Below are 25,425 nucleotides of genomic sequence, written 5' to 3'. Positions count from 1 at the left end.
ACAGAATTGAGGTAGCTATGAGCAAATTAACAGTAGGTCTGGTCGGCTGGCGTGGAATGGTCGGCTCGGTACTCATGCAACGCATGCAGGAAGAAAAGGATTTTGATCTGTTTGAAGCGGTATATTTTACTACTTCTCAAGCAGGCAAGCCGGGTCCTGATGGCCAGCCACTGCAGAGTGCAACCGATCTGGATGCCCTGAAAAAGCTGGATGTGATCGTTACCTGCCAGGGTGGTGACTACACCAATGAAGTCTATGGTCCTCTGCGTGAAAGCGGTTGGAAGGGCTACTGGATCGATGCTGCTTCCAGTCTGCGTATGGCTGACGACAGCATTATCGTGCTTGATCCGGTTAACCGGGATGTCATCGACAAGGGCCTGGAAGCCGGTGTGAAGACCTTTGTTGGTGGTAACTGCACCGTCAGCCTGATGCTGATGGGGCTGGGTGGTCTCTTTGATCAGCAGCTGGTGGAATGGACAACTTCCATGACCTATCAGGCGGCTTCCGGTGCGGGTGCGCAGAATATGCGTGAGCTGCTCAACCAGATGGGTGCTATTCACCAGAGTGTTAGCAGTGAACTGGCTGATCCAGGTTCTGCCATTCTGGATATTGATCGTAAAGTGGCTGAAGCCATGCGTTCACCGGATTTCCCCACAGACCAGTTCGGCGTGCCCCTGGGTGGCAGCTTGATTCCTTATATCGACAAGCAGCTGGAGAGCCGTCAGAGTAAGGAAGAATGGAAAGGCTCGGTGGAAACCAACAAGATCCTGGGTAGCGATGGCAATCCTATTCCCATCGATGGCATCTGTGTTCGCGTTGGCTCCATGCGTTGCCACAGCCAGGCGTTTACCATCAAGCTGAAAAAAGACGTGCCTCTGGATGAAATCGAAGAAATGCTCGATGAACACAACCAGTGGTCCAAGGTGATCCCTAACGAGCGTGATGCTTCTATTGCCGAGTTGAGCCCGACTCAGGTAACAGGCACCCTGAGTGTACCCGTGGGTCGTCTGCGCAAGATGAAAATGGGGCCTGAGTATCTGTCTGCCTTCTCTGTTGGCGATCAGCTGCTTTGGGGCGCGGCAGAACCCCTGCGCCGTATGCTGCATATCTTGTTGAAGCGCTAAAAGCAGGCCATAATGTGCTTGGAGTGGGCTGCTAAAAGGCAGCCCACTTTTTTAAGCCAACCACCTGCCAGTTGGTGACAAAAGTATAAACAGCAATGACAAACCGCTGAAAAACTGTTAAAAAAAGCCTATCTATATAAAGCAAGCGGGAATCTGGAAGTTTTTCCACAGGTTTTTTTAAGAATAATCATGGGGCAGGGTATGCAGAGGAAGGTCAAAAAGATGCGTTCATGGCGTAGTTTTCTAGTGATTGCAGGCGTTGCTCTAGCCCCCCTGAGCTTGGCTGCAGACAATGAGCAGCCCGCTTATTTCTGGGAAGATTCCCGGCTCCATGCTTCACCTGCTGCCCTGAGTGCCGAAGAATTGTTGACTGCTCAGGCCTCTGCCATTGATTCCGGTAGCAGACGTATCAATGTTGGTCCTAGAGACACTCTGTGGAGTCTGGCCCGCGTTCATCGCCCTTCCCGCAATATCACCATCAAACAGGCCATGCTGGCCATCCGCGATGCCAATCCCAGAGCCTTTCCCACCGGCAATATTAATGAGATGGAAGTCGGCTCGACACTGGTCATTCCTTCAGCCAGCGCCATGCGTAGCCGGACTGCCAGTGAAGCTGAAGCCGAAGTCCGGCGTCAGAACCAGGCATGGGTCGCCAGTCGCGCACCTCGCCAGCCCACTGCCCAGACATCAGCCAGCACAACGAGTGAAACTGCTTCCTCGACGCCTACGACCACTTCAACACCCACTAATCGCAATACTGCTGGTGAACGTGATGAGCTGGAACTGAGTAATGATGCAGAAGCAGGTGAAGCCGCTACTGAGCAACAGCAATTGATCGGTGAGTTGAGAACCCGCCTGGAGCGCAGTGAAGACAATCTGCATCGGGTAGAACGCGAGAAAGATGAGCTGGCGACACGTATCTCTGAAATGCAGGAACAGCTGAATACTTTGCAGCAGCTCCTACGCCTTAAAGACGAACAGTTGACTGAAATGGAAGAGCAGCTGGCTGAGGCCGGTCAGGCTCGCCCAGCGGCCCCAGCTCCCAGTAACAATAATCAGCCAGCCACCGCTCCCGAACCTCAACCACAAGACTTTGCCGGCCAGTTAACCGCTGAAATCAAGGCTCAGCCAGGTATTTATGCAGCCCTGGGCACCTCCTTGCTGGTCTTGCTGCTGGTGCTTCTGGCCTTGATTTCCACCCGCCGCAAGCTGATTCAGCAGGCGCGGGAATACAATGAGGAGCAGGAAGCCCGTCAACGTGAAGAAGAGTTACGCAGTCTGACAGGCAGTAATGCTCATTCTGAAGATTTTGACCGTGATCTGAATGCTCAGCCGCTGCAGGGACTCGACGAAGATTACGATGATCTGGATGACCACCTGACCGATGATTTGGAGCTCGAAGCGGATCTGGGCTTGGATGATGACCTTGGATTGGATGATGATCTGGGCCTAGATGACGACCTGAGCCTGGATGATGACCTCAGTGATCTGGCCGAATTGGAAGAAGACTTCAGCGAAGCTGAGCCTGCCCCCAAGCCACCCAAGCCCAGTGCTGACTCCACACCTCAGGAGCGGGATCCGCTGCAGGAAGCGGAAATGTTTATCGCTTATGGGCGTCTGGAACAGGCGGCCGGTTGCCTGCAAACCGCTCTGGAATCTCAGCCTGAACGCAATGACATGCGGGTCAAGCTGCTGGAAGTGCTGCTGGAAATGGGGGATGAAGATGCCTTTGACCAGCATTACGAGCAACTGGCCGCTCATTCGCCAACTCCAGAGCAGCAGGAGCGCGCTGATGCCCTCCAGGGGTTGAAGAAAGAAGCCGCTTCTACAGCAGGGGCCGCCACTGCCGGAGCTGCCGCTGCAGTAGCAGCCAAAGAGGAAGCTGAAGCGGAAGAGCTGGGTCAACTGGAGTTGCCGGATGATGAGCTGGATGACCTGGATCTGGATGCCATTTTTGGTCCTGAAGAGGCTGAAGTGCCGGAAACCGCACCGGAATCCGTGCCTCTTTCTGAAGCCCACGAAGAGACCTCCGACGAGCTGGATGATCCCGATCATCTAGGTGATCTGGAAGCTGAGCTGGATGAAGTCCTGACCCAGAATCCGCCTTTGCAGCCCAGCCAGGAAGAAGATCTGGAAGACGATCTCAGTGATCTGGAAGAACTGGATGAGAATGAAGCGGAAGACCTGGATCTGGAGCTGGATCTGGAAAAACCTCTGGATGAAAATGAGCTGAATTCAGACACCAGTGATATCCAGGATTTTGAACCCGTAGATTACCATTCCGATGCTGATGATTTTATGTCGGCACTGGACGAGGTTTCATCTGATGTTGCTGATGAGCCTCAATCCGAGCAGGATCAAGAGCTTGAGCGTGCTCCTGGAGTAGATGAAGAGCTTTCTTCGTTGAGTGAAGATCTGTCCGAACTGACTAGTGAGCATCAAGGTGAACCCCTGTCTTCGGATACTCAGGATTCTTCGGATGTCTGGGAAGATGATTTGGCTGATCTGGACAGCTTGGAACTCAGTGATCTGGATTCTGAACCTCAGGCCGCTGCCGAACCTCAGGTGAGTGAAGAATCCCTGGATTTCAGTGATGATGACTTGAGCAGCCTGGATGAGCTGGGTGATCTGGGAGATGATCTGGACTTTGACGGTAACAGTGATGACCTCAATACCCAGCTGGATCTGGCGACTGCCTACATCGAGATGGGAGACAAGCAGGGTGCTCAGGAGATTCTCGATAAGGTGGCTGCTGAAGGGGATGCCGATCAACAGGCAACAGCCCGACAGATGCTGGAGTCTCTGAACTCCTGATATGGCTTTGCTTGACCCTTTTGAACTTTTTGATGAAACCCGTGCCAGCTCTGGACGTATCGCCCTGGGAATCGAGTACCAGGGCAGTGATTACCGCGGCTGGCAAACCCAAAGCGAAGGTATTCCCAGCCTCCAGCCTTTGTTGGAAAAGGGGCTGAGCGAACAGGCGGGTGAGCCGATTTCGGTGATGTGCGCTGGCCGCACGGATGCCGGAGTTCATGCCAGTGGTATGGTGGTTCATTTTGATACCACACGCAGCTTCCCTGAACGCGCCTGGACGCTGGGTGTCAACGGACGCCTGCCTTCGGATCTAAGGGTGCGTTGGGCGCGCTCCGTACCGGATAGCTTTCATGCCCGCCATTCCGCTCTGGCTCGTCGCTATCGTTATATTATCTATAACCATCGTACGCGTAATTCCATTTTGCACCAGCAGATGACCTGGTGGAATCAACCCCTGGATGCTGAAAGAATGCACCTGGCTGCCCAGCAGTTGGTCGGGGAAAAAGATTTTTCTGCTTTTCGCTCGGTTCGTTGCCAATCCCGGATCGCCTGGCGGCACCTGCATTTTATCCGGGTGCTGCGCCGCGGTGACTTGATTATCGTGGATATTCAGGCCAATGCTTTTTTGCATCATATGGTGCGTAATATCGTGGGCAGCCTGATTCGTATTGGACAGGGTGATAAGCCGCTGGAGTGGATGTCCGAACTGCTGGCCAGTCGCCAGCGAGCCCTGGCGGGTATGACCGCACCGGCAGATGGTCTCTATTTTGTCGCTGCCCTTTATCCGGCTGATCTGGGACTACCGGTTGAACGCCTGGGCCCCAATTTTCTCACACTTTTGGCGGATGAGGATCTGGATGCGCCCTATCCGGATTTCCTGCCGGAATGGTATCGTAGTGATCTGACCCGCTCACAACCACGTGCAACCGCCGCCAACGAGGATAATCCCGCCGATGTCTGATACAGCAAGGCCGCAGCCATTAAGAATTCGTGCCAAGATTTGTGGTCTGACACGAAAGCAGGATGTTGAGGCTGCTGTCAGAGCCGGGGCTGATGCGCTGGGTTTGGTTTTTTACCCGCCCAGCCCGCGTTCGGTCAGCCCGCAAGAAGCGGCCAAGTTGTTGCATGCGGTTTCTCCTTTTGTGACCACTGTAGGTCTTTTTGTCGATCCCGAGCCTGCCTGGGTGAAAGAGGTTCTGTCCCAGGTGCCCCTGGATCTGCTGCAGTTTCACGGCGATGAAGACGAGGCCTTGTGCGCCGGTTTTGGTCGTCCTTATATCAAGGCCCTGCGTATGAAACCGGACCTGGATCCACTTGAGGAAGCCCGGCGCTGGCCTTCAGCCCAGGGTTTTTTGCTGGATGCCTACCAGCCGGGAGTCCCCGGAGGCACGGGCGAGCGTTTTGACTGGCAGCGTTTTCCCCAGGACGACCCGCGTGCCTGGATACTGGCGGGCGGCTTGAATCCTGACAATCTGGCCGAGGCAGTAAAAATTGCCCGGCCTTATGGCGTAGATGTTTCCGGTGGAGTCGAAGCCAGCCGGGGTATAAAATGCGCCAGCAAAATGACTCAGTTTATGGAAGTGGTGGCTCTAGGCCATCAATAGAAAGCAATCCGGCTTGCTGAACCCGATGATTAATCCGAGGTGTGAAAGTGTCAAAATATGCTGACTTGTTAAAACTGCCGGATGCCCGAGGGCATTTCGGCAAATACGGCGGTCGTTTTGTTTCTGAAACCCTGAGCTTTGCCTTGGAGCAGCTCGATGAACAGTACAGGCGACTCAGCGCTGATCCTGATTTTCAGGCCGAATTTGACCGCGACCTGGCCCTCTATGTCGGTCGTCCTTCTCCTCTGTATCCAGCTGAACGCTGGTCTCAGCATCTCGGTGGTGCCCAGATCTGGTTGAAGCGTGAAGACCTCAACCATACCGGTGCTCACAAGGTGAACAACACCATTGGTCAGGCCCTTCTGGCCAAGTATTCCGGTAAGCCGCGGGTGATTGCTGAAACCGGTGCCGGTCAGCATGGTGTGGCCACGGCTACGGTTGCAGCCCGTCTGGGGTTGAAATGTCAGGTCTACATGGGGGCTGATGACGTTCAGCGTCAATCGCCCAATGTTTATCGCATGAAGCTTTTGGGGGCTGAGGTGATTCCGGTCGAGTCAGGTTCCAAGACTCTCAAGGATGCCATGAATGAAGCCCTGCGTGACTGGGTGACCAATGTTGACGATACCTTCTATATCATCGGTACGGTGGCTGGGCCTCATCCCTATCCGCAGCTGGTACGTGATTTCAACGCCGTGGCCGGGCGTGAAGCCAGACGCCAGTCACTAGAACAGATCGGTCGCTTGCCGGATGCACTGATTGCCTGCGTGGGCGGCGGTTCCAATGCACTGGGTCTTTTCCACCCCTTCCTGACCGATGATGAAGTGGCCATGTACGGTGTCGAAGCCGGCGGTGATGGCCTGGAAACCGGGCGTCACGCCGCACCTTTGAATGCCGGTCGCCCCGGTGTTTTGCATGGTAACCGTACCTACCTGATGGAAGATGCAGCCGGTCAGATCATTGAAACTCACTCGATTTCTGCCGGTCTGGATTACCCTGGCGTAGGTCCCGAGCATTCCTATCTCAAGGATATCGGCCGGGTTCAGTATGAAGTGGCCACTGATAAGGAAGTCATGGAAGCCTTCCAGGATCTGTGTTATTTCGAGGGGATAATTCCAGCCCTGGAATCCTCCCATGCTCTGGCCTATGCCAAAAAACTGGCGCAAACCATGAAGCCAGACCAGCACCTGGTCGTGAATCTTTCCGGTCGGGGTGACAAGGATATTATGACCGTAGCCGCCATGCAGGGGATCAGTTTATGAGCCGTATTCAAAAAACCTTTGCGCAATTGAAAAAAGAGGGCCGCAAGGCGTTGATTCCCTTTGTGACAGCGGGTGACCCTGCCCCCGAGCAGACCGTGGCGATCATGCATGCCCTGGTGGAAGCCGGTGCTGATATTCTCGAGCTGGGGGTTCCCTTTTCCGATCCCATGGCTGATGGCCCGGTGATTCAAAAAGCCTGTGAACGTGCCCTGAAAAAGGGGACGACCACCTTGGATGTCTTCCAGTTGGTGACCGAGTTCCGCAAGAAAGACCAGACTACCCCCGTGGTGCTCATGGGGTATTTGAACCCCATTGAAGCCCTGGGTTATGACACCTTCGTCAAGGCCGCAGCCATGGCCGGTATTGACGGGGTTCTGGTGGTGGACCTGCCCCCTGAAGAAGCTGAGGAGTTTGCCGACTTGCTCAAGGGTCAGGAGATGGATAGCGTCTTCCTGCTGGCTCCAACCACTACCCTGGAGCGGGCTCGCAAGATCGCAGCGGCAGGCAGCGGCTACCTCTACTATGTTTCCCTGAAAGGGGTGACCGGCTCGGCAACACTGGATATCCCGGCTGTTGCCGAAAAGCTCAATGAATTTGCCGGTATTACTGACCTGCCACTGGCGGTGGGCTTTGGTATCCGTGATGGCCAGACGGCCCGGGCTTTGGCGGAAGTTTCCGATGGGGTCATTGTTGGCAGCGCCCTGGTGAGTCAGATTGCCGAACTGGCCGATCAGCCCGAGAAGATCGTGCCGCGTTTGCAAGAAGTTTTGGGCGAAATGCGTCAGGCACTGGATGCCTGACCGCTATCCGGGATTTCCTGCCGGGGTGTACTTGAGGTAAAATGCACGCCATTAGCAGGGCTACCGATAATTAATTAGCAGGTTAAAGAATTTATGAGCTGGTTAGACAGAATTGTTCCTTCCATCATTCGCTCCGATAACGTTGAGCGCAAGGCTAATGTGCCCGAAGGCTTGTGGCGCAAGTGCCCCAAGTGTGAGGCTGCCCTTTACCGCCCTGAGCTGGAAAAGAATCAGCATGTCTGCCCCAAGTGTGATCACCACATGCGCCTGACGGCCCGCAAGCGTCTGGAAGCTTTTCTGGATAAGGGTACGGCCGAAGAGCTGGCCGCAGATCTGGAGCCAGTGGATCGCCTCAAATTCAAGGATTCCAAAAAATACAAGGATCGCTTGAGCGCTGCGCAAAAATCCACGGGTGAGAAGGATGCCCTGATTGCCATGCGGGGTGAGTTGACGGGTCTGCCTCTGGTGGCAGTTGCCTTTGAATTCAATTTTATGGGTGGCTCCATGGGGTCAGTGGTGGGCGAGAAGTTTGTTCGCGCTGCTGAAATTGCCCTGAAAGAACGCATTCCCCTGGTTTGTTTCTCCGCCTCCGGTGGTGCACGCATGCAGGAAGCCCTCTTCTCTCTGATGCAGATGGCCAAGACCTCTGCGGCGCTGGAGCGTCTGAAAAAAGCAGGGGTTCCCTACATCTCCGTACTGACCGACCCTGTTTACGGTGGTGTTTCCGCTTCCCTGGCCATGCTGGGTGATTTGAATGTTTCCGAGCCTTTTGCGCTCTGCGGTTTTGCCGGTCCCCGAGTGATCGAGCAGACAGTGCGGGAAAAGTTGCCGGAAGGTTTTCAGCGTGCAGAATTCCTGTTGGAGCATGGTACCGTCGACATGATTATTCATCGACACGAAATGTCCTCCAAGCTTGCTGATTTGCTACGCAAAATGACTCACCAGCCCGCTGCCTGATCTCTGGTGAGCAGCAAGCCAGTGAAAACCTTCTCCGGTTCGCTCGATGCCTGGCTCAAGCGGCTGGAAAATCTGCACTCACGTGAGATCGACCTGGGTCTGGAACGCGTTGGTGAAGTGGCCCGCAGGCTCGGGTTGCCGCTGACTGCTGAATCCAGACGGCCTCAGGTGCTGACCTTTGCCGGAACCAACGGCAAGGGTTCCACGCTCACGCTTTCATTGGCGATTGCTCAAGCTGCTGGCCTTAGGGTCGGCAGCTATACCTCTCCACATTTTCTGCGTTTTAATGAACGTATTCAGCTTGACGGCCAGCCGGTTGAAGATGCCGAGCTGGTAGCTGCCTTTGAGGCGATAGAAGCAGCCCGCCTGCAAGTGGACCGACCGCCCATTTCTCTGAGTTACTTTGAGTTTGCCACCCTGGCCGCCCTGCTGATCTTTGCAGAGGCCGATCTTGATCTCTGGCTGCTCGAAGTCGGCCTGGGTGGGCGTCTGGATGCCGTTAATCTGGTCGATGCCGATGTTGCAGTCGTAACCACCGTTGGCCTGGATCATCAGGAATACCTGGGCAGTGACCTGCAGGTCATCGGGCAGGAGAAGGCTGGTATTTTCCGTCCCGGGGGGAAAGCTGTTCTAGGCAGTTCGCCTGCTAATCTGCCTGCATCGGTTCGCCAGAGAGCCGAAGAGCTTTCTTGCCATATCGCTCAGTTGGGGCGCGAATTTTTCCGTGAAGATCAGGAGCAATCCTGGACCTGGCAAGGCCTTGATGCCCAGGGCAAGCCCCTGAAACTGGATGCCTTACCCTGGCCACAGCTCCCCTGGGATAATGCCGCCACCAGCATCCAGGCTTTGATGCTGGCCGCTTGCCCGTTGACGACTGCTGCCATTAGTCAGGGGTTGCAAACCGCTCAACTGACGGGTCGCTGGCAACGTCAGGGGGGCTGGTTGCTGGATGTGGCCCATAATCCCCAGGCAGCGGCTTATATGGCAGCAAAACTCAAGGAAACACCCAAGCGGCGTTTGGCTGTTGTGGGCATGATGGCCGATAAGGATCAACAGGGCACCCTGGAACCTCTATTAGAACGGGTGGATGCCTGGTGGGTGACCGGTTTGCCTACACCGCGTGCCGCTGCACCTGGTGATTTGGCCGGTGTTCTGCAGAAACTGGGCGCCAGGGTTGAGCAGATGGCTGACTGGGATGAGGCGGCAAGGCTTTATCGTGAGGGTGAAGCTGCCTTAGCGGCAGGTGAAGTGGATGAAATCCTGGTGTTAGGGTCCTTCTTTACCCTGGCTTTGTTTCTGGAGTTAATGCCCGTTTCCAAGGAGGCCTCATGCGTTACGGTCTGAAGGAAAGGCTGGTGGGAGCCGTGGCTTTGATTGCTCTGGCGGTCATTTTTCTACCCTTTGTGTTGGAAGAAGAGCGTGCGCCCCTACCACTATCTGATAAAATTATCACGCCGCCTACTCCGGATCCCCTGGAGGTTGAGGTGGATCGGCCGGAAGCTCCGCAATTGTCAGCGACTCATGAAGAGACGCAAACAGCTGAGACTTCTTCACCCGAACAAGGAGCCTCGTCAAACACGAGTGAGTCGTCTACTTCCGTGGACGAGGACTCCCGGTCAGCTTTGATGCTGGCCGAGGAAGGGGGTGTGGAAGCCTGGTCCATACAGGTGGCCAGCTTCTCTGATGATGCCAATGCCAAGCGCATGGTAACCCGCCTGAGGGAACAGCAGTACCGTCCCTATTGGCGCAAGATTAATGGTCTGGCAGTGGTTTTTGTCGGCCCTTTTATAACCCAGCAGCAGGCGCGTACCACCCAGGATAAACTCTTGCAGGCTCTGGGCGTGAAAACCCTGCTCAAGGCTTATGTGTCTGAAAGTGTCGCCCGTGAACAGGGCAGTTTACCCGAGTCGATTGATTAAGGAGCACTAAGGAAGATGTTCGGTCTCAATTCACTGGATCTGGTTTTTCTGGTTATCCTGGTGGCTTCCATGCTGCTGGCTTTCTGGAAAGGCTTTGTGCAGCAGGTTTTATCCCTGGCTGGCTGGATTGCCGCCTTGTTAGCTGCACGCATGTTGGGGCAGCAGGTGGCGCCCTTGTTTGCTTCTCTTCTGGCTGATCCGGGGCTGCAGTTGGCTGCTGCCTACGTCAGTATCACGCTGTTGGTGTTGCTGGCCAGCCGGGTGGTTTGCAGTGCACTGGGTACGCTAGTGCAGAAAATTGGTCTGGGTAAGCTGGATCGATTGCTGGGTATTCTCTTCGGAGCCCTGCGCGGGGTCGTGATTATCGTGTTGGGTGTGGCTGTGGCCAGCTTAACCGATCTACGCAATCACAGCCTCTGGCAGGAATCCCGATTGATGCCTTATATGGAAGAGGTGCGTGATTACAGTGCCTCCCATCTCAATGATTACATCAGTAAATAGGTGAAAGCTTCATGTGTGGAATAACGGGTATTTTGGCCCATGAACCGGTCAACCAGATGCTGTTCGACAGCCTGACTGTATTACAGCATCGCGGCCAGGACGCAGCAGGCATCATGACCTGCGATCAGGGGCGATTCTTCTTGCGCAAGAGCAATGGTCTGGTGCGGGATGTCTTCAGAACCCGCCACATGAAGCGTCTGACGGGCAACATGGGTATCGGCCATGTTCGCTACCCCACAGCAGGTTCATCCAGCGAGGCCGAATCCCAGCCTTTTTACGTCAATTCTCCCTATGGTATTGCCCTGGCGCACAACGGTAATCTGACCAACTCTGAAGCCCTGACAGAAGAGTTGTATCGTACGGATCTGCGTCATATCAACACCAATTCCGATTCCGAAGTCCTCTTGAATGTGTTTGCCCATGAGCTGGGCAAGCAGGGCATGACCCTGACCCCGGATGACATGTTTTCAGCGATTGCTCGTGTTTACGAGCGGTGTGAAGGCGGCTATGTTGCTGTCGCCATGATCAGTGGTTACGGTCTGGTGGGTTTTCGTGATCCCTATGGCATACGTCCGATAGTCTACGGCAAGCGCGAATCCAGCCAAGGCACCGAGTATATGATCGCCTCGGAAAGCGTAGCGCTGGATGTGGCCGGATTTGAACTGGTTCGTGATCTCCAACCCGGTGAAGCCATTTATATTGACCGTGATGGCGAACTTCACACCCGAGTCTGTGCGGCTGCCCCCAAACTGACTCCCTGTATTTTCGAGCATGTGTACCTGGCTCGTCCTGACTCCATCATGGATGGCATCAATATCTACCATGCGCGCATGCAGATGGGTGAAAAGCTGGCCGAAAAAATTCGCCGGGTTATGCCCGAGCATGATATTGATGTGGTCATTCCCATCCCCGACACCAGTCGTACCTCAGCCCTGGAGCTGGCCCAGCATCTGGGTGTGACCTATCGCGAAGGTTTTATCAAGAACCGCTACATCGGCCGTACCTTTATCATGCCCGGTCAGACGCAGCGTAAAAAATCCGTGCGTCAGAAGCTCAATGCCATTTCCATGGAGTTCAAAGACAAGACGGTCATGTTGGTGGATGACTCCATCGTTCGCGGTACCACCTGTAATGAAATTATCCAGATGGCTCGTGATGCAGGTGCCAAGAAGGTTTATTTTGCCTCGGCGGCTCCAGCCGTACGCTATCCCAATGTCTATGGCATAGATATGCCGGCTGCTCAGGAGCTGATTGCTCATGGGCGTACCGAGCAGGAAGTGGGTGATCTGATCGGTGCCGACTGGCTGGTTTATCAGGATATTGACGATCTGGTTGCCGCTTGCAAGGAATTGAATCCCCAGGTTGATGGTTTTGATTGCTCGGTCTTCGATGGCCACTATGTAACCGGCGGTATTGATGCAGCCTACCTGGAACGCCTGGAAAACCAGCGCAATGATGCGGCCAAGAGCAGCAAGGATACTGCTGATAACTCGGCCATCGATTTGCATAACGACAGCTCGGCTGACTAGGCCGGGATACTCCCAAGGTCCCTAGCTTTGCCGGGGGCGGGGTCTGTAACCAAGAGAAGCTTATGTCTGAACAGGATAAACCCTGGGGTCCTGCTACACAGGCCCTGCGTACCGGTCATCGACGCACTGCTGAACGCGAGCATGCCGAGCCGATTTTTACTACCTCCAGCTTTGTTTTTGAATCAGCCGAGCAGGCTGCTGACTGCTTTGCCAACGAAACCGGGGAAGTGAATATCTATTCACGCTTTACCAACCCTACGGTGGCCTGTTTTGAAGAGCGCCTGGCTGCCCTGGAAGGGGCTGATCGGGCCGTTGCCACCAGTTCGGGGATGGCCGCTATCCTCTCCGTGTGTATGGCGTTTTTGAACCAGGGCGATGAAATCGTCTGCTCGCGTAGTGTTTTTGGTTCCACGATCGGCCTCTTTGGCCGTTTTATGGCACGTTTTGGCATCAGTGTTCACTTTGTTGACCTGCAGGATCTGTCGGCCTGGGAAGCGGCTTGCAATGACAAGACGCGCCTGTTGTTTGCTGAAACACCTTCCAATCCCCTGTGTGAGCTGGCTGATCTGGAAGCTCTCTCGGCTTTGGCCAAAAAACGCGGACTGCGCCTGGTCGTGGATAATTGTTTCTGTACGCCTGCACTTCAGAAACCCCTGGCTTTGGGAGCGGATATTGTCGTTCATTCGGCCACCAAATACCTAGATGGTCAGGGCCGCATGCTGGGTGGCGCTGTCGTGGGCAATGACAAGGATATGGCCGAAGTCTTTGGCGTGGTGCGCACGGCAGGTCCTTGCATGAGCCCCTTTAATGCCTGGGTATTCCTCAAAGGCTTGGAAACCCTCAAGCTGCGTATGCAGGCCCATTCAGCCAATGCCCTGAAGCTGGCCCAGTGGCTGCAACAACAGCCCGGCGTGGCGGCTGTACACTATGCCGGTTTGCCCGAGCATCCCCAGCATGAGTTGGCTAAAAAGCAGATGCGTGACTTTGGCGGGGTGCTTTCCTTTGCAATGCAAGGTGGACGTGAAGCCGCCTGGAAGCTGGTCAATGCCACACAAATGCTGTCTATTACCGCAAATCTGGGTGATGCCAAGACCACCATTACCCATCCTGCCACCACCACCCATGCCCGCTTGACCCCGGAAGCCCGGGCGGCTGCCGGAATCAGCGAAGGCCTTCTGCGGGTCGCTGTTGGCCTGGAGGATATCGAAGATATCCAGGCTGATTTGGCCAGGGGCTTCTCGGCTTAAATTTAAATCAGTTGCTGACAAAACCCCGGTTCACTTTTAGGTGGCCGGGGTTTTGTCTTGTTAAATACAAGGCATTTCCTGTCCTGGTTTGATTAGGTTTTAGCAAGATCCAGTTACCTTTTGTTAAAAAAGGCCGCGTAATGCAACTGTCATTTTGAAGTTGAATTCGCTAATCTGGTTTCTTTAAGAACCGATTAATTACTTTGCCCCAGTTGCCTGTTTTACCTGAATAAATGGCAAGCGGCACTGGGTGCAGGCAAGGAGCAGGAAGCCGATGCTGGAAAAACTGGCCAAAGGGCAACTGATTGTTGGCGATCGTGCGCCCTTGAATGTCTATGCCCGCAGTGGCGTGGTTCTCCTCACCAAGGGATCGCCAGTGGAAAGTGAACAGCAGGTTCAGGCACTGCTGGCTCAGGGGTATATCAATCCCAAGGAAAGAACCATCGTCCGTCAGGACGAAACGGACTTTAAACGCCATCGTTACAGCCGCAACGTCAATCCCTTTCTGGAGCTGGAAAGCCTCTATGAAGAGCTGCGTCTGGCATTTGACGAAGTGGAAAAGCATACCAGCGGCAAGGGCTTTGAACGGCGTATCCGCGATATCTGTGAAACCTTGATGTTTCTGGCCAATAAGCAACCGGATGCCTTGCTCGGTGCTGCTCATTGGCCCAGAGAAATTCCTTCCTGGCTAGATCATCCCATGCGTTGTGCCGTTATTCTGGCGGTGGTGGCGCGTCCTCTCCAGGCCAGTAAAGAGAAGTTAACCTCTGCCCTGGCGGCAACCCTGACGGCCAATTTGGGCATGTTGCAATTGCAGGAGAAGCTTAACAAGCAGCAGACTCCCTTGACCGAAGAGCAGAAAGAAGCCATCCATAACCATCCTGAACGGTCTTTGCTGCTGCTGGAATTAATGGGGGTGGAAGACAGTATCTGGTTGCGTGCCGTAGCCCAGCACCATGAGCGCCTGGATGGAAGCGGCTATCCTGAAGGCCTCAAGGGCAAGGCAATAACCAATACCGCAAGACTGGTTGCTCTGGCCGACAGCTATGCTGCCCTGACGGCACCTCGCGAATATCGACCTCTTTTAACGCCCCGTCAGGCCATGAAGCAGATGCTGGGTGAAGATTCCCAGTTGTTGGATGCGCGTCTGGGCAAGGTGTTTTTGAGTCAGCTGGGCATCTATCCACCGGGAACCCCCGTGCAGTTGAAAAATGGTGATCAAGCCGTGGTGGTGGAAAAAGGCAGCGCCATTCATGCGCCTATTTGTGCCGGCATTCGTGCAGCAACCGGGCAGATCTACATGCATCCACCGCGCCGGGATACCAGTGATCCCGAACTGATGATCAAGAAAATTCTCAGCAAGGATATTCTCAAGCCGCTGCAGCCTTTTCTTTTCTGGCGTATCAAGGTCAGTAACGCCATAGCAGAATAATACAAAGAGATACATTTACATTTCCTGTACAAGCATTTTGCAGATAACATTTAGTTACTTGGTGACTAGCCAACGACTAGAACTGATACTGTGAGGTGCAGGTTATGGCGATCAGGAAATGGCCCGTTTTAGCCAGTTTTGATGAATTGCTTGCGATGCACCAGGAAGGACGCCTGGATGATTATTGTCAGAAGATGAACCAGCAGACGCTGGATCTGATTCCTGAAGACAGGCAGGATCACCCCCGCTATCTGCTTTTCAAGATGCAGGCCATTCGTGCCCGGGCATCAGGGAAGGGGCTGGGCGCGGCTCTGGATATTTCTGCACTCATGCATGAGCATTTCCAGGAGCTTAATCAACTCTTGCATGCTTTTCCTGACGCAGGTCACTCTGACCGGTCAGTAGAGGCCACGAAGACGTCAAAACAACCTGGGCGACTGCTTCCTTTTAGCGGTTCAGGCCAGTCCCGAGTGTAAAGGCTGGGATGAACTCTTGGAGTCCTTCCGGCCAGGATTAACAACTATTAACAATAAAGACAGGGTGTCTATGTTTAATCAAGGCTTGAAAAAAGAGGTGAACCAACTCCGGCAACAACTGCAACAACAAGAGCAGGATTTTGCGCGCCGAGTGGAGGAGCTGGAACTGCAATTGCACCAGGAGCAGCAAGAAAAGCAGGCTTTGCATCAGTCGCTGGACTCCAAAGGTCATTGTGATGTTACGGCGACCTCCTTGAAAGGTGCCGATATGCTGGAAGCAATTCGTGAAGGCTTGGCAGCCAGTGCCGGAGCCCTGATTGAAGAGCGCAAGGCGCTCAAGCAATTGGATGATGTTTTTGCTCAGACACGAACAGCCGTTGAAAAGCTTGACCTGCGTGCCGGCAATATTAAGAGCCAGGCTGAAGACAGTGCACATCAGGCAGAAGAACTGGCCGAAAAGGCTGAAGGAATAGGTGACCTGATCACCTCGATCCAGGAAATTTCCGATCAAACCAATTTACTTTCCCTGAATGCGGCCATTGAAGCGGCCAGAGCCGGTGAGCAGGGTCGGGGCTTTGCTGTGGTGGCCGATGAAGTGCGCCAGCTAGCAGGCAAGGCCAGGGAAGCCAGTGAGCAAATTGGCAGAATGATCCAACAGATTAGTGATCAGACCCGTGTTATCAAGCAGCGGATCGACACCAGTCTGGAAGGCGCGGAAGAAGTCTCGGCCTCTTCAGTGCAGATCGATGCCATGGTAGATGAGGTGATTCAGCGTTCTGAGAGAATGCAGGCGATTATCTATGAAACCACTACCAATGCTTTTCTGAATACGGTCAAGCTGGATCATGCTGTCTGGAAAAACAACGTTTACCGCCGAGTTCAGCAGGGGGATTTCGGTGAACGCCTGGGTGATCATACCTGCTGCCGTTTAGGCAAATGGTACTTTGAAGGCTATGGTTCCAGGCATTACCAGCATCTGCAAAGTTTTCGCGATTTGAACATCCCCCACAAATCCGTGCATGACTATGGCAATCAGGCGTTGGAAGCTGGTAGCCGAGGGGATCAGGAAGCCATGGTGGCAGCCCTGGAAGCCATGGAAGATGCCAGCCATCAGGTGGTGGAACTGATCGATCGGCTACAGGCAGAAATTACCGGCTAATCAAGTGTTTGTTTAAAAGCAGAGGCTTTGTTAAGCTGGGTTTTATTGCGATTGAAAGGTGTCACTAATCTAGTCAAAATGTATCAAAAAAAGGCAGGCGAATATAATTTCGCCTGCCTTTTTGTTGGTATTCCAGGGAAAGCTGTTAGCCTCTAGTGGGTGATTAAGGAAAGGTATCTATGTCCTCTGCTATCCAGCCCTCTTTGTTAGCCTCGCGCTTCTGGCTCAAACCCAGGATTATCTGGCTGGTCCTGCTTCTGGTCTATTTGATCATGGGGCTGGTTCAGGTTTTTGAATATCGCCAGTCTGAGGCCCAGGCTCGAACCGAGGTGCGTAACCTGACCGGTCTTCTGGATGCTCATCTGCATGCTGATCTGATGCGGGTGAGTAATCTGCTTCATTATGCAGCCGACAAGGTGCAGGATGAAGAAAGCCTGCGCGAGATGGATCTGCAAAGCTATCGCCAGCTTCAGACCTCCCTGGCACGGCTGGTCGCCAGCTTCCCCCTGGTTGACTACCTGAATATCTTTGATCACCAGGGGCGTCTTTATGTCAGCAGCCTGGCTCCCAGACAGCGCCCCACCAGCATGAGCATTGCCGACCGTCCTCACTTTCATCGGGTTCAGGAAAAGGACGATGAGCATCTTGCTTTTTCCGGAGTGATCCGCTCGCGGGCCAACGGTGAGCAGATACTGGTAATCAGCCACCGACTGGAAGATGGTGAAGGCCGCTTTCTGGGGAGTATCAATGCGCCACTTAATCTGGGCCGCATCCAAAATATTTTAGCCGATATCGAGGTGGGCGAGGGTGGTGTGAGCCTGTTGCGCCGCTCTGATTCCAGTATCCTGCTGGCTCGCTATCCGGTTTTTGATCGCACGGATTTCAACCGCCCTCTACCCGAAGACAACCCGATTCGCCAGAGGATCACCCAGGGCCAGACTCGGGGCAGTCTGGAATATACCGCTTCCACGGATGGGGTCGAGCGTCTGGGTTATTTTCAGGTCATGGAGGATTTTCCCTTTTATACCCAGGTTTCCCTGGCCCGCAGTCATTATATGGCCAGCTGGTATGACCAGACCTGGATTTTTATCTGGCTGGCCTTGCTTCTATTTTCTGCGGGCTTTCTGGTTACTCACTTGATGCGTAAAAATCTTGCAGCAGTGAACAGCTATCAACTGCAGTTGGAAGAGGAACGCCAGCGTTTGAGCAACATCGTCTGGGGTACCGGGGTCGGTACCTGGGAATGGAATCTACAAACAGGTGAAACCCGCTTTAACCAGCGCTGGGCTGAGATGGCGGGTTATACCCTGGAAGAACTGCAACCGGTCAATATTCACACCTGGGAGAGGCTGGCGCATCCCCGTGATCTGGAAAAATCCGGTCAGGCTTTGGAGGCACATTTTTCCGGAAAAAAGGATTACTACGAAGCCCGTTGCCGAATGCTGCATAAAGACGGCCACTGGATCTGGGTGCTGGATCGCGGACGAGTTGTTTCTCGCACTCCCGAAGGGGAGCCGGAATGGATAGCCGGTACCCACCTGGATATCACGGCCCAGCAGGAAGCCTTTCTGGCCCTGGAAGCCAACAGCCAGGAATTGGAGGCCTCCAATAATGAACTGGAGCACTTTGCCTATGCTGCCTCCCATGATTTGCGCCAGCCGCTGCGGATGGTCAACAGCTACCTTCAGCTATTGGAAAGAGGCCTGGGCGAGCAACTGGATGAGCGCCATCAGCAACTGTTGGAATTTGCCCGGGGTGGTGCGACCCGTCTGGATCAAATGCTGCTTTCCCTGCTGGAGTATTCCCGTGTGGGTCGTCAGGGTGAACCTCAACAAAGCCTGCCCAGCCGCCAGGGTATCGATGAAGCCCTGCAGTTCCTGCAACCGGATATCCAGCGACGCCAGGCCGAGATAGAGATTCAAAGCGGTGACTGGCCAGTGATTCTGGCGAGTAGCAATGAATACACCCGCCTTTGGCAGAATCTGATCGGTAATGCCATCAAATACACGCCAGCGGATCGAACGCCGAGAATTCAGCTGGCCGTCAAACCTGCAGAAGGCGGTTGGCTTTTCAGCATCCGGGATAATGGCGTGGGTATTGATCCAGACCAGATGGATCGTCTCTTCCAGGTTTTTCAACGCTTGCAGAGCCGTAGCGATTACGAAGGCACGGGTGTTGGCCTGGCTGTGGCGCGCAAGATCGTCGAGCGACACGGTGGACGTATTTGGGTGGAATCTGAAGGTGAAGGCCAGGGCAGTTGTTTTTATTTTACTTGGCCGACCGATTTGCGCGAGGACCAGGAATGCTAGCCCGTCTTTTGTTATTGCTGGTTTTAATGACTGGTGCGGTTCAGGCTGCGACTCAGGCTCTGGATTTTGCCACCTTTTTTGAACGCCAGCCCAGTAAGATGCTGATCATTGATCCAAGCAGTGGGCAGATTTTAGCAGCCAACCCGGCAGCGGCTGACTTCTATGGCTATACGCCTGAGCAGCTCGCGCAGATGCAGATTCAAGAGATCAATACCCTGACTCCAGAGCAGGTGGAAGATGAACGCCAGCGAGCGACTGAAGGCGGGCGGGATTTCTTCATTTTCCGCCATCGCTTGGCTGATGGCCGGATAAAAACCGTCAGTGTTCATTCGGCACCCTATGAATTTGCCGAGGGCCAGTTTCTGGTTTCCGTCATCCAGGACTTAAGCCGTGAAAGACTCTCGGGCGAGCACCTCTGGTATTACCACGCGCAACTGGAAGAGCAGGTGGACTTGCAAACCCAAGCCTTGACCGAGGCCAAGGAGCGCCAGAAAAATATGTTTATACTCGCCCTGGCGGTTCAAATGCTGTTTATCCTGGCATTGGTTCTGGGGCTTTTTTATCTGCGCAAGCTGTCCAAAGAAAAAGAACAGCTGCTGGTTCAGGTCAACGCCCAGAATACAGAGCTCTCTCATATCAATCAGATGATGGCCCATCATTTTCAGGAGCCGGTCCGGCGGATCAGCAGCTTTGTCGGGCAACTGGAAACAGCCCTGGAAGCTGGCAATCAGGAACTCAAAACCACGGCCATGCGTTTTATTCACCAGCAGGCAGCTTATTTAAGAGCGCTGCTACAGGGGATGCAACGCTACCTGGAGCTGGATAGCCTAGCTTTTAAGTCATCACCGCTGGATGTCGAGGCCTTGGTGACCCACTTACTGAGCGAGCTGGCAAAGGAAAAAAAGGTGCACTGGCAAGTGGTCGGTCATCCCTGGCCGCGTGTGGCTTTTTCCGAACGAGGCCTGCAGGAGGTACTGGCGATTCTCCTGGAAAATGCCCAGGCTTATGGTCAAACGCCCGAAGGGCTGCAGTTACAACTAACCGGGCAAATCCGAGATGGTTACTTTTTATTGGATCTTGAAGATGCCGGCCAAGGGATTCCCGAAAGCTACCGCGACAAGGTTTTTGAACCCGTAACCCGTTTAGTACCCGTGGCCACCCATCCCGGAGCGGGCATGGGGCTGGCTCTGGCCAGAAAACTGATACAAGCAGGCGGTGGCCAGTTGACTCTGGTTGCAGCCAAGCACCTGGGAGGGGCCTGCTTTCGACTGGAATTACCCCTGGCCAAAGAGGAAAAGCCTGAATGAGCAAAAAGGACTTTCGTTTGCTGTTAATTGACGATGATGAAGCCGATGCTTTTCTGACACGCATGGCCCTGGAAGAAGCCCGTTTTCTGCTGGAGGTCGAGGTTTGTCAGAATGGTCAGGAGGCTCTGGAACGTCTGCAGCAAGGCGAGACACCGGATTTGATTCTGCTGGATTTGAACATGCCACGGATGTCGGGCTTTGAGTTTTTACAGCAAATGAAACAGCAGGATTGCTTTAAACCGCTGCCTGTCGTGGTTTTGACCACCTCCAGTTCCAGCGAGGATATAAACCGGGCTTATGCCCTGGGTGCCGTGGGTTTTTTGACCAAGCCCGTGGATATGAATGATTTTATTCAGGCCTTGAGAGGGCTGGAAAATTACTGGCTGGAGTTGGTACGCCTGCCCCAGTTGGCGGTTTAAGTGTTTACTTGCAGGAGTCGCTGATCATGACACTTTCAAACAACTCCGCTTTACCCAACCTCAATGTCTTATTGATCGAGGATGATCCCGACGAGGCCTTTCTGATCGACTGGCAATTGCAGGAAAAAACCCAGGATGCCTTTGAAGTTCGCACTGCGACCAGCCTGAAAGAAGCCGATTCGCTTTGTCGTGCCAAAGCCTTTTTGCCCGAAGTCATCCTGCTGGATTTAAACCTGCCTGATTCCACGGGCGCGGAAACCGTCAGCCGCTGTCGGGGGTATTTTCGCGATGTGCCGATTGTGGTATTGACCGGGCTGGATGACGTCGAAGCGGCCAATATTGCCCTAGAATCCGGGGCTGAAGACTACCTCACCAAGGGGGTGGAGGCCTGGATACTGCGCAAGGCCGTGCGCTATGCCCTCATCCGTCATCAACGCGATGCCCATGAGCGTCTGGCCTATACCGTTTTCCAGCACTCGCGTGAAGCGATTATAGTTACTGATGCCGAGGATCGGATTATCTCGGTCAACCAGGCCTTTACCGGGATTACAGGTTTTTCTGCAGAAGAAGTTCTGGGTGCAACGCCAACGATTTTACGTTCGGGTCACCATGATGCTGCCTTTTACGAGGATTTCTGGAAAACCTTGAATGGCAAGGGGCACTGGGAAGGTGAATTTTGGAATCGCCGCAAGGATGGTCGCCTTTTTGTCGCCAGCTATTCCATTACCCGGGTTGAAGATGCTGCCGGCAATACTCTTCAGTATGTGGGGCTGTTCAGTGATATCACCCAGCAAAAAGAAGCCCAGAATCGGGTGGAAAGCCTGGCCTATCGTGACCCCTTGACGGGGTTGGGCAATCGCACTCTCTTTAATGAGCGTCTTCAACAGATGCAGATCCGCGCCAAACGTCATGCTGGTTTGAAGGCCGTGATTTATCTGGATCTGGATGGCTTCAAACCGGTCAATGATACCCATGGCCATGTCGCCGGCGATGCGCTTCTGGTCGCTGTCGCCGAGCGAATGCAACAGTTGATTCGTGAAGAAGACACCCTGGCGCGGCTAGGGGGTGACGAATTTGCCATTCTGGTGGAAATGGAGCATGGCGGGGAAGAACAGCTCTATGACCTGCTCGAAGCCTGTCGTCAGACTATCAGCCAGGCGGTTAACTGGCGTGATCAACTCCTCAGCGTGTCGGCCAGTATTGGGGGTGCCCTGACTTTCTGTCGTGAATTTGATGGTGAGCACTTGCTGGAGTTGGCCGATGAATCCATGTATGCCGCTAAAAAAGGCGGTAAGAACAAGATTAAGCTGGTCCACTATGAGCCTTCCAAGGTGATCAACTGATGCATCCTGTCGATCTGGCACGTGCCTTTGAAAAACTCCCCTCGCCAGTTTTCCTGATGGAAGAAGGCTGCTTTTTGGATTGTAACCAGGCTGTGCTGGATCTTCTGGGCATGGATTCCAAAGAGGCATTGCTGGGTAAACGCCCCGAGGCCATATCACCCCCGTTACAAGCTGATGGTGGGCCCTCTAGCGAGATGGTCAGTCGCCATCTGAATGCTCTGGCAGAGCAGGGCTGGGTGCGTTTTGAATGGCAGCATTTGACCCGTCAGGGGGAGGTGCTGATTCTGGAGGTTACTCTGACGGAGTTTCAGTGCCGTCATCAACGCATCCTTCTGGGTGGTTGGCAGAATCTGACGCCGCATCGTCAGGCTGAAGCGAGAATCCAGGAGCTTCTTACTTCCAGCCAAAAGCTGGCGGCACAACTGCCCGGCGTAGTCTACCAGTATCGGGTTGATGCTCAGGGACAGGCTTCCTTTCCCTATGCCAGCCCGGGCATTGCCACGATCTATGGTACAACGCCCGAAGCCGTTAAACAGACAGCCGAACCGGTTTTTCAAGTGCTGGACCCCAGAGACAAGGCGCGAGTAGCGGCCAGTATTGCGGCTTCTGCCGAGAGCCTGGAAGTCTGGCAGGATGAATACCGGGTGCAACACCCGCAAAAAGGCGAAATCTGGGTCGAGGGGCAGGCCACCCCGGAGCGGCTGCCTGACGGTGGTTGTCTCTGGCACGGCTATATTTTTGAAACGACCCAGCGCAAAAAGATCCAGGCCCAGGTCGAAGAAAGCGAGTTGCGTTTTCGCCAGCTGGCCGAAAACACCGAGGTGGTTTTCTGGGTCAGAACAGCCAGGGAAATGCTTTATATCAACCCAGCCTATGAAAGCATCTGGCAGCGCAGTTGCCAGAGTCTTTACGACCAGCCCGACAGCTTTCTGGAAAGCATTCATCCGCAGGATCTGCCCCGTGTTCAGGCGGCCTTTAGTCACCTTCCCGAAGCCCAGGGTTATTTTGACGAGACCTATCGCATTATCAGGCCGGATGGCAGTCATCGCTGGATTCACGCCCGCAATTACCCGGTGCTTAATGAACGCGGAGAACTGGAGCGTATGGCAGGCATTGCTGCCGACATTACCCGTGAAGAAGAGGCCCGCCAGCATTTGCAGGAGCAGCAAAAAGCCTTGGCAGCCTCCAATGCCGAGTTGGAACAGTTTGCCTATGTGGCCTCCCATGACCTGCGCCAGCCGCTGCGTATGGTAAACAGCTATCTGCAGCTGCTGGAAAAAGGGCTGGGACCGAAGCTGGACGACCGCCACCGTGAGTTGTTGGACTTTGCCCGGGGTGGCGCCACCCGTTTGGATCAGATGCTGCTCTCGCTGCTGGAGTATTCGCGTGTCGGTCGCAAGGGCGAGCCGCAAGAATGCATGTCCAGCCGCCGGGGGCTGGATGAAGCCCTGCAGTTCCTGCAACCGGATATTCAGGCCAGCCAGGCAGACATTGCAATCCAGAGTGACCACTGGCCAGAGCTAGTCGTTAGTAGCAATGAATATACCCGTCTCTGGCAAAATCTTTTGAGTAATGCCATCAAATATACCCTCCGGGGTCAGCCGCCACGGATTCAAATCGGGTTTGAACCGCTTCGGGAGGGCTGGCGCTTTTATATTCGTGATGCGGGCCTGGGAATCGACCCTGGCCAGCAAGATCGCCTCTTCAAGGTCTTCCAGCGCTTACACCCGCGTGGCGAATATGAAGGCACCGGTGTGGGGCTGGCGGTGGCCCGCAAGATCGTGGAAAGACACGGCGGTGAAATCTGGGTGGAATCTGCGGGTGAAGGCCAGGGCAGCTGTTTTTATTTTTATCTGCCGGGTGCAAGTGTATCCAAGAGTAACAATCAGAGCGATTGAACGCTGATTCTGCCTACCTTTTTACTTTCTAAAAAGGGGAGTTTTGCTAGCCTGTTAAAAAACACAGGATGAACTATGCTGATACTCCTTGCTGATGATTCCCGCACTACCGCCGCACCGGTCAAAGCAACCCTGGCTCAAAAAGGCCATGAAGTCATCCACGTGCTGGATGGTCGAGCTGCCGTGGATGCTTATCAGGCGCATCAACCTGATCTGATACTGATGGACGGCATCATGCCGGAACTGGATGGTGCAACAGCCACACGGTTGATTCGTGAACTGGAACCCCATACCTGGACGCCCATTATCATCTTGACGGCTCTGGATAGCCGCGATGGCATGCTGGAAGGTCTGAAGGCGGGTGCGGATGATTATTTATTCAAGCCGATCGATTTTGATGTCTTGCAAGCACGCATCGATGTTTTTCAACGCATCTCAACCCTGCAACAGAGCCTGGCGGGTGTTTTGGATCATGTCTATGAAGGGATTATTACGATTAACAGCCGCGGGTTGATCGAACAGTTTAATAAAGCAGCTGAACAGATTTTTGGTTACAGCGCTTTTGAATGCCGAGGCCGCAACGTCAAACTGCTGATGCCCAGCCCCTACGCGGAAGAACATGATGGCTATCTCAGCCGTTACCTTAAGGAAGGCAAGCCGAGGGTGATCGGTAGCGGTCGTCGTGTGCAGGGTAGACGCAAAAACGGTGAGATTTTTCCCATGCAGCTAGCCATTACCGAAATCAATCAGCCTGAGGGGAGTCTCTTTATTGGTTTGGTCAAGGATGTCTCTGAAGAAGAGAAAGCCAGGAAGAAGATTGAGTATCTGGCCTGGCATGATGCCCTGACCGGTTTATATAACCGGGCTGCTTTCCTCGAGCACCTTCAGCAGCTACTGGATCTAGCTCACCCTGAAGAACATGCCCTGCTGTTTATTGATCTGGATGGTTTCAAGCCTATTAACGATGACTTGGGTCATGAGGCTGGGGATGAAGCCTTGCAACAGGTTGCCCAGAGATTACGTCGGGTTTTACGTAAACAGGATTTTCTGGCACGCCTGGGCGGGGATGAATTTGTGGTGCTGCTTTCCTCCTTACCCGATCCTGAACTCGCTGCGCTGGTCGCTGAAAAGCTGCTGGCCTGTCTGGACTCCCCTCTGACGTTGAAAGCTGGCCAAGCGCAGCTGGGGGCCAGTATTGGTGGAGCCCTCTTCACCGGGTTGGCCGGTGACAAGGATCAAATAATCAGCCAGGCGGATAAAAAGATGTATGAGGCCAAAAGGGCCGGTAAAGGGCGTTATTTACTAACAGCTTTGGAAAGATAAACAGG

General features: G+C 54.0%; 21 protein-coding genes. All 21 read left to right on the top strand.

Translation table 11 applies throughout. The features are described from left to right. The first annotated feature begins 17 nt into the window (after positions 1–17). The gene (gene asd / locus DFK18_RS12675) at positions 18–1,124 is read left to right on the top strand and encodes an aspartate-semialdehyde dehydrogenase (protein WP_114418643.1); all 1,107 of its coding nucleotides are present in this window, start codon (positions 18–20) and stop codon (positions 1,122–1,124) included. 222 nt (positions 1,125–1,346) lie between these two features. Further along, positions 1,347–3,938 (top strand): FimV/HubP family polar landmark protein, encoded by a 2,592-nt coding sequence (locus DFK18_RS12670; RefSeq protein WP_162299779.1) that lies wholly within the window; start codon positions 1,347–1,349, stop codon positions 3,936–3,938. 1 nt (position 3,939) lies between these two features. Then, on the top strand, positions 3,940–4,899 hold the full coding sequence (gene truA, locus DFK18_RS12665; RefSeq protein WP_114418641.1) for a tRNA pseudouridine(38-40) synthase TruA: 960 nt from the start codon (positions 3,940–3,942) through the stop codon (positions 4,897–4,899). After that, positions 4,892–5,542 (top strand): phosphoribosylanthranilate isomerase, encoded by a 651-nt coding sequence (locus tag DFK18_RS12660; RefSeq protein WP_114418640.1) that lies wholly within the window; start codon positions 4,892–4,894, stop codon positions 5,540–5,542. The genes truA and DFK18_RS12660 overlap by 8 nt, the downstream gene beginning before the upstream one ends. A gap of 47 nt (positions 5,543–5,589) precedes the next feature. Beyond that, complete coding sequence (gene trpB, locus DFK18_RS12655; protein ID WP_114418639.1) at positions 5,590–6,801, top strand: tryptophan synthase subunit beta; 1,212 nt, start codon at positions 5,590–5,592, stop codon at positions 6,799–6,801. Continuing rightward, positions 6,798–7,601, top strand: coding sequence for a tryptophan synthase subunit alpha (gene trpA / locus DFK18_RS12650; RefSeq protein ID WP_114418638.1), 804 nt, complete (start codon positions 6,798–6,800; stop codon positions 7,599–7,601). Before trpB ends, trpA begins: the two co-directional genes overlap by 4 nt. 93 nt (positions 7,602–7,694) lie before the next feature. Next, entirely contained in the window at positions 7,695–8,558 is an 864-nt protein-coding gene (accD, locus tag DFK18_RS12645; RefSeq protein ID WP_114418637.1) for an acetyl-CoA carboxylase, carboxyltransferase subunit beta, read from the top strand. Between the two features lie 6 nt (positions 8,559–8,564). Then, on the top strand, positions 8,565–9,902 hold the full coding sequence (gene folC, locus DFK18_RS12640) for a bifunctional tetrahydrofolate synthase/dihydrofolate synthase (RefSeq protein ID WP_245944390.1): 1,338 nt from the start codon (positions 8,565–8,567) through the stop codon (positions 9,900–9,902). After that, on the top strand, positions 9,887–10,477 hold the full coding sequence (locus DFK18_RS12635; protein WP_114418635.1) for an SPOR domain-containing protein: 591 nt from the start codon (positions 9,887–9,889) through the stop codon (positions 10,475–10,477). The genes folC and DFK18_RS12635 overlap by 16 nt, the downstream gene beginning before the upstream one ends. 15 nt (positions 10,478–10,492) lie before the next feature. After that, positions 10,493–10,978, top strand: coding sequence for a CvpA family protein (locus tag DFK18_RS12630; RefSeq protein ID WP_114418634.1), 486 nt, complete (start codon positions 10,493–10,495; stop codon positions 10,976–10,978). 11 nt (positions 10,979–10,989) lie between these two features. Continuing rightward, positions 10,990–12,507, top strand: coding sequence for an amidophosphoribosyltransferase (gene purF, locus DFK18_RS12625; RefSeq protein ID WP_114418633.1), 1,518 nt, complete (start codon positions 10,990–10,992; stop codon positions 12,505–12,507). A gap of 62 nt (positions 12,508–12,569) precedes the next feature. Further along, the gene (locus DFK18_RS12620) at positions 12,570–13,754 is read left to right on the top strand and encodes an O-succinylhomoserine sulfhydrylase (RefSeq protein WP_114418632.1); all 1,185 of its coding nucleotides are present in this window, start codon (positions 12,570–12,572) and stop codon (positions 13,752–13,754) included. Between the two features lie 274 nt (positions 13,755–14,028). Then, the gene (locus DFK18_RS12615; protein WP_114418631.1) at positions 14,029–15,186 is read left to right on the top strand and encodes an HD-GYP domain-containing protein; all 1,158 of its coding nucleotides are present in this window, start codon (positions 14,029–14,031) and stop codon (positions 15,184–15,186) included. Positions 15,187–15,290: 104 nt separating this feature from the next. After that, positions 15,291–15,662 (top strand): DUF3135 domain-containing protein, encoded by a 372-nt coding sequence (locus DFK18_RS12610; RefSeq protein WP_114418630.1) that lies wholly within the window; start codon positions 15,291–15,293, stop codon positions 15,660–15,662. 70 nt (positions 15,663–15,732) lie between these two features. Further along, positions 15,733–16,821 carry a methyl-accepting chemotaxis protein gene (locus DFK18_RS14775; protein WP_114418629.1) on the top strand — a complete coding sequence of 363 codons (1,089 nt, stop codon included), beginning with the start codon at positions 15,733–15,735 and terminating at the stop codon, positions 16,819–16,821. Positions 16,822–17,000: 179 nt separating this feature from the next. After that, positions 17,001–19,130, top strand: coding sequence for an ATP-binding protein (locus DFK18_RS12600; protein WP_114418628.1), 2,130 nt, complete (start codon positions 17,001–17,003; stop codon positions 19,128–19,130). Next, positions 19,124–20,437, top strand: coding sequence for a sensor histidine kinase (locus DFK18_RS12595; RefSeq protein WP_114418627.1), 1,314 nt, complete (start codon positions 19,124–19,126; stop codon positions 20,435–20,437). Before DFK18_RS12600 ends, DFK18_RS12595 begins: the two co-directional genes overlap by 7 nt. Beyond that, a complete protein-coding gene (locus tag DFK18_RS12590; protein ID WP_114418626.1) occupies positions 20,434–20,856 on the top strand; it encodes a response regulator in 423 nt (140 codons plus the stop codon). The genes DFK18_RS12595 and DFK18_RS12590 overlap by 4 nt, the downstream gene beginning before the upstream one ends. A gap of 26 nt (positions 20,857–20,882) precedes the next feature. Continuing rightward, positions 20,883–22,199, top strand: coding sequence for a GGDEF domain-containing response regulator (locus DFK18_RS12585; protein WP_114418625.1), 1,317 nt, complete (start codon positions 20,883–20,885; stop codon positions 22,197–22,199). Then, positions 22,199–24,097 (top strand): PAS domain-containing protein, encoded by a 1,899-nt coding sequence (locus DFK18_RS12580; protein ID WP_114418624.1) that lies wholly within the window; start codon positions 22,199–22,201, stop codon positions 24,095–24,097. The genes DFK18_RS12585 and DFK18_RS12580 overlap by 1 nt, the downstream gene beginning before the upstream one ends. A gap of 75 nt (positions 24,098–24,172) precedes the next feature. Then, positions 24,173–25,420 (top strand): GGDEF domain-containing response regulator, encoded by a 1,248-nt coding sequence (locus DFK18_RS12575; RefSeq protein WP_114418623.1) that lies wholly within the window; start codon positions 24,173–24,175, stop codon positions 25,418–25,420. Positions 25,421–25,425 lie beyond the last annotated feature (5 nt).

Origin of the sequence: Marinospirillum perlucidum (assembly GCF_003336805.1) — a bacterium.
GTDB classification, from domain to species: domain Bacteria; phylum Pseudomonadota; class Gammaproteobacteria; order Pseudomonadales; family Halomonadaceae; genus Marinospirillum; species Marinospirillum perlucidum.
The sequence above is the reverse complement of the archived record's forward strand: the minus strand, read 5'-3'. Positions and strand labels throughout refer to the sequence as shown.

Bases quoted from the DNA above. Each gene is read 5' to 3' on its own strand.
- DFK18_RS12585 (WP_114418625.1), top strand. From the start codon at position 20,883: ATGACACTTTCAAACAACTCCGCTTTACCCAACCTCAATGTCTTATTG.
- DFK18_RS12635 (WP_114418635.1), top strand. From the start codon at position 9,887: ATGCGTTACGGTCTGAAGGAAAGGCTGGTGGGAGCCGTGGCTTTGATT.
- DFK18_RS12660 (WP_114418640.1), top strand. From the start codon at position 4,892: ATGTCTGATACAGCAAGGCCGCAGCCATTAAGAATTCGTGCCAAGATT.
- purF (WP_114418633.1), top strand. From the start codon at position 10,990: ATGTGTGGAATAACGGGTATTTTGGCCCATGAACCGGTCAACCAGATG.
- DFK18_RS12590 (WP_114418626.1), top strand. From the start codon at position 20,434: ATGAGCAAAAAGGACTTTCGTTTGCTGTTAATTGACGATGATGAAGCC.
- DFK18_RS12600 (WP_114418628.1), top strand. From the start codon at position 17,001: ATGTCCTCTGCTATCCAGCCCTCTTTGTTAGCCTCGCGCTTCTGGCTC.
- trpA (WP_114418638.1), top strand. From the start codon at position 6,798: ATGAGCCGTATTCAAAAAACCTTTGCGCAATTGAAAAAAGAGGGCCGC.
- accD (WP_114418637.1), top strand. From the start codon at position 7,695: ATGAGCTGGTTAGACAGAATTGTTCCTTCCATCATTCGCTCCGATAAC.
- DFK18_RS12575 (WP_114418623.1), top strand. From the start codon at position 24,173: ATGCTGATACTCCTTGCTGATGATTCCCGCACTACCGCCGCACCGGTC.
- DFK18_RS12630 (WP_114418634.1), top strand. From the start codon at position 10,493: ATGTTCGGTCTCAATTCACTGGATCTGGTTTTTCTGGTTATCCTGGTG.
- truA (WP_114418641.1), top strand. From the start codon at position 3,940: ATGGCTTTGCTTGACCCTTTTGAACTTTTTGATGAAACCCGTGCCAGC.
- DFK18_RS12580 (WP_114418624.1), top strand. From the start codon at position 22,199: ATGCATCCTGTCGATCTGGCACGTGCCTTTGAAAAACTCCCCTCGCCA.
- DFK18_RS12610 (WP_114418630.1), top strand. From the start codon at position 15,291: ATGGCGATCAGGAAATGGCCCGTTTTAGCCAGTTTTGATGAATTGCTT.
- DFK18_RS12595 (WP_114418627.1), top strand. From the start codon at position 19,124: ATGCTAGCCCGTCTTTTGTTATTGCTGGTTTTAATGACTGGTGCGGTT.
- asd (WP_114418643.1), top strand. From the start codon at position 18: ATGAGCAAATTAACAGTAGGTCTGGTCGGCTGGCGTGGAATGGTCGGC.
- DFK18_RS12670 (WP_162299779.1), top strand. From the start codon at position 1,347: ATGCGTTCATGGCGTAGTTTTCTAGTGATTGCAGGCGTTGCTCTAGCC.
- DFK18_RS14775 (WP_114418629.1), top strand. From the start codon at position 15,733: ATGTTTAATCAAGGCTTGAAAAAAGAGGTGAACCAACTCCGGCAACAA.
- DFK18_RS12615 (WP_114418631.1), top strand. From the start codon at position 14,029: ATGCTGGAAAAACTGGCCAAAGGGCAACTGATTGTTGGCGATCGTGCG.
- DFK18_RS12620 (WP_114418632.1), top strand. From the start codon at position 12,570: ATGTCTGAACAGGATAAACCCTGGGGTCCTGCTACACAGGCCCTGCGT.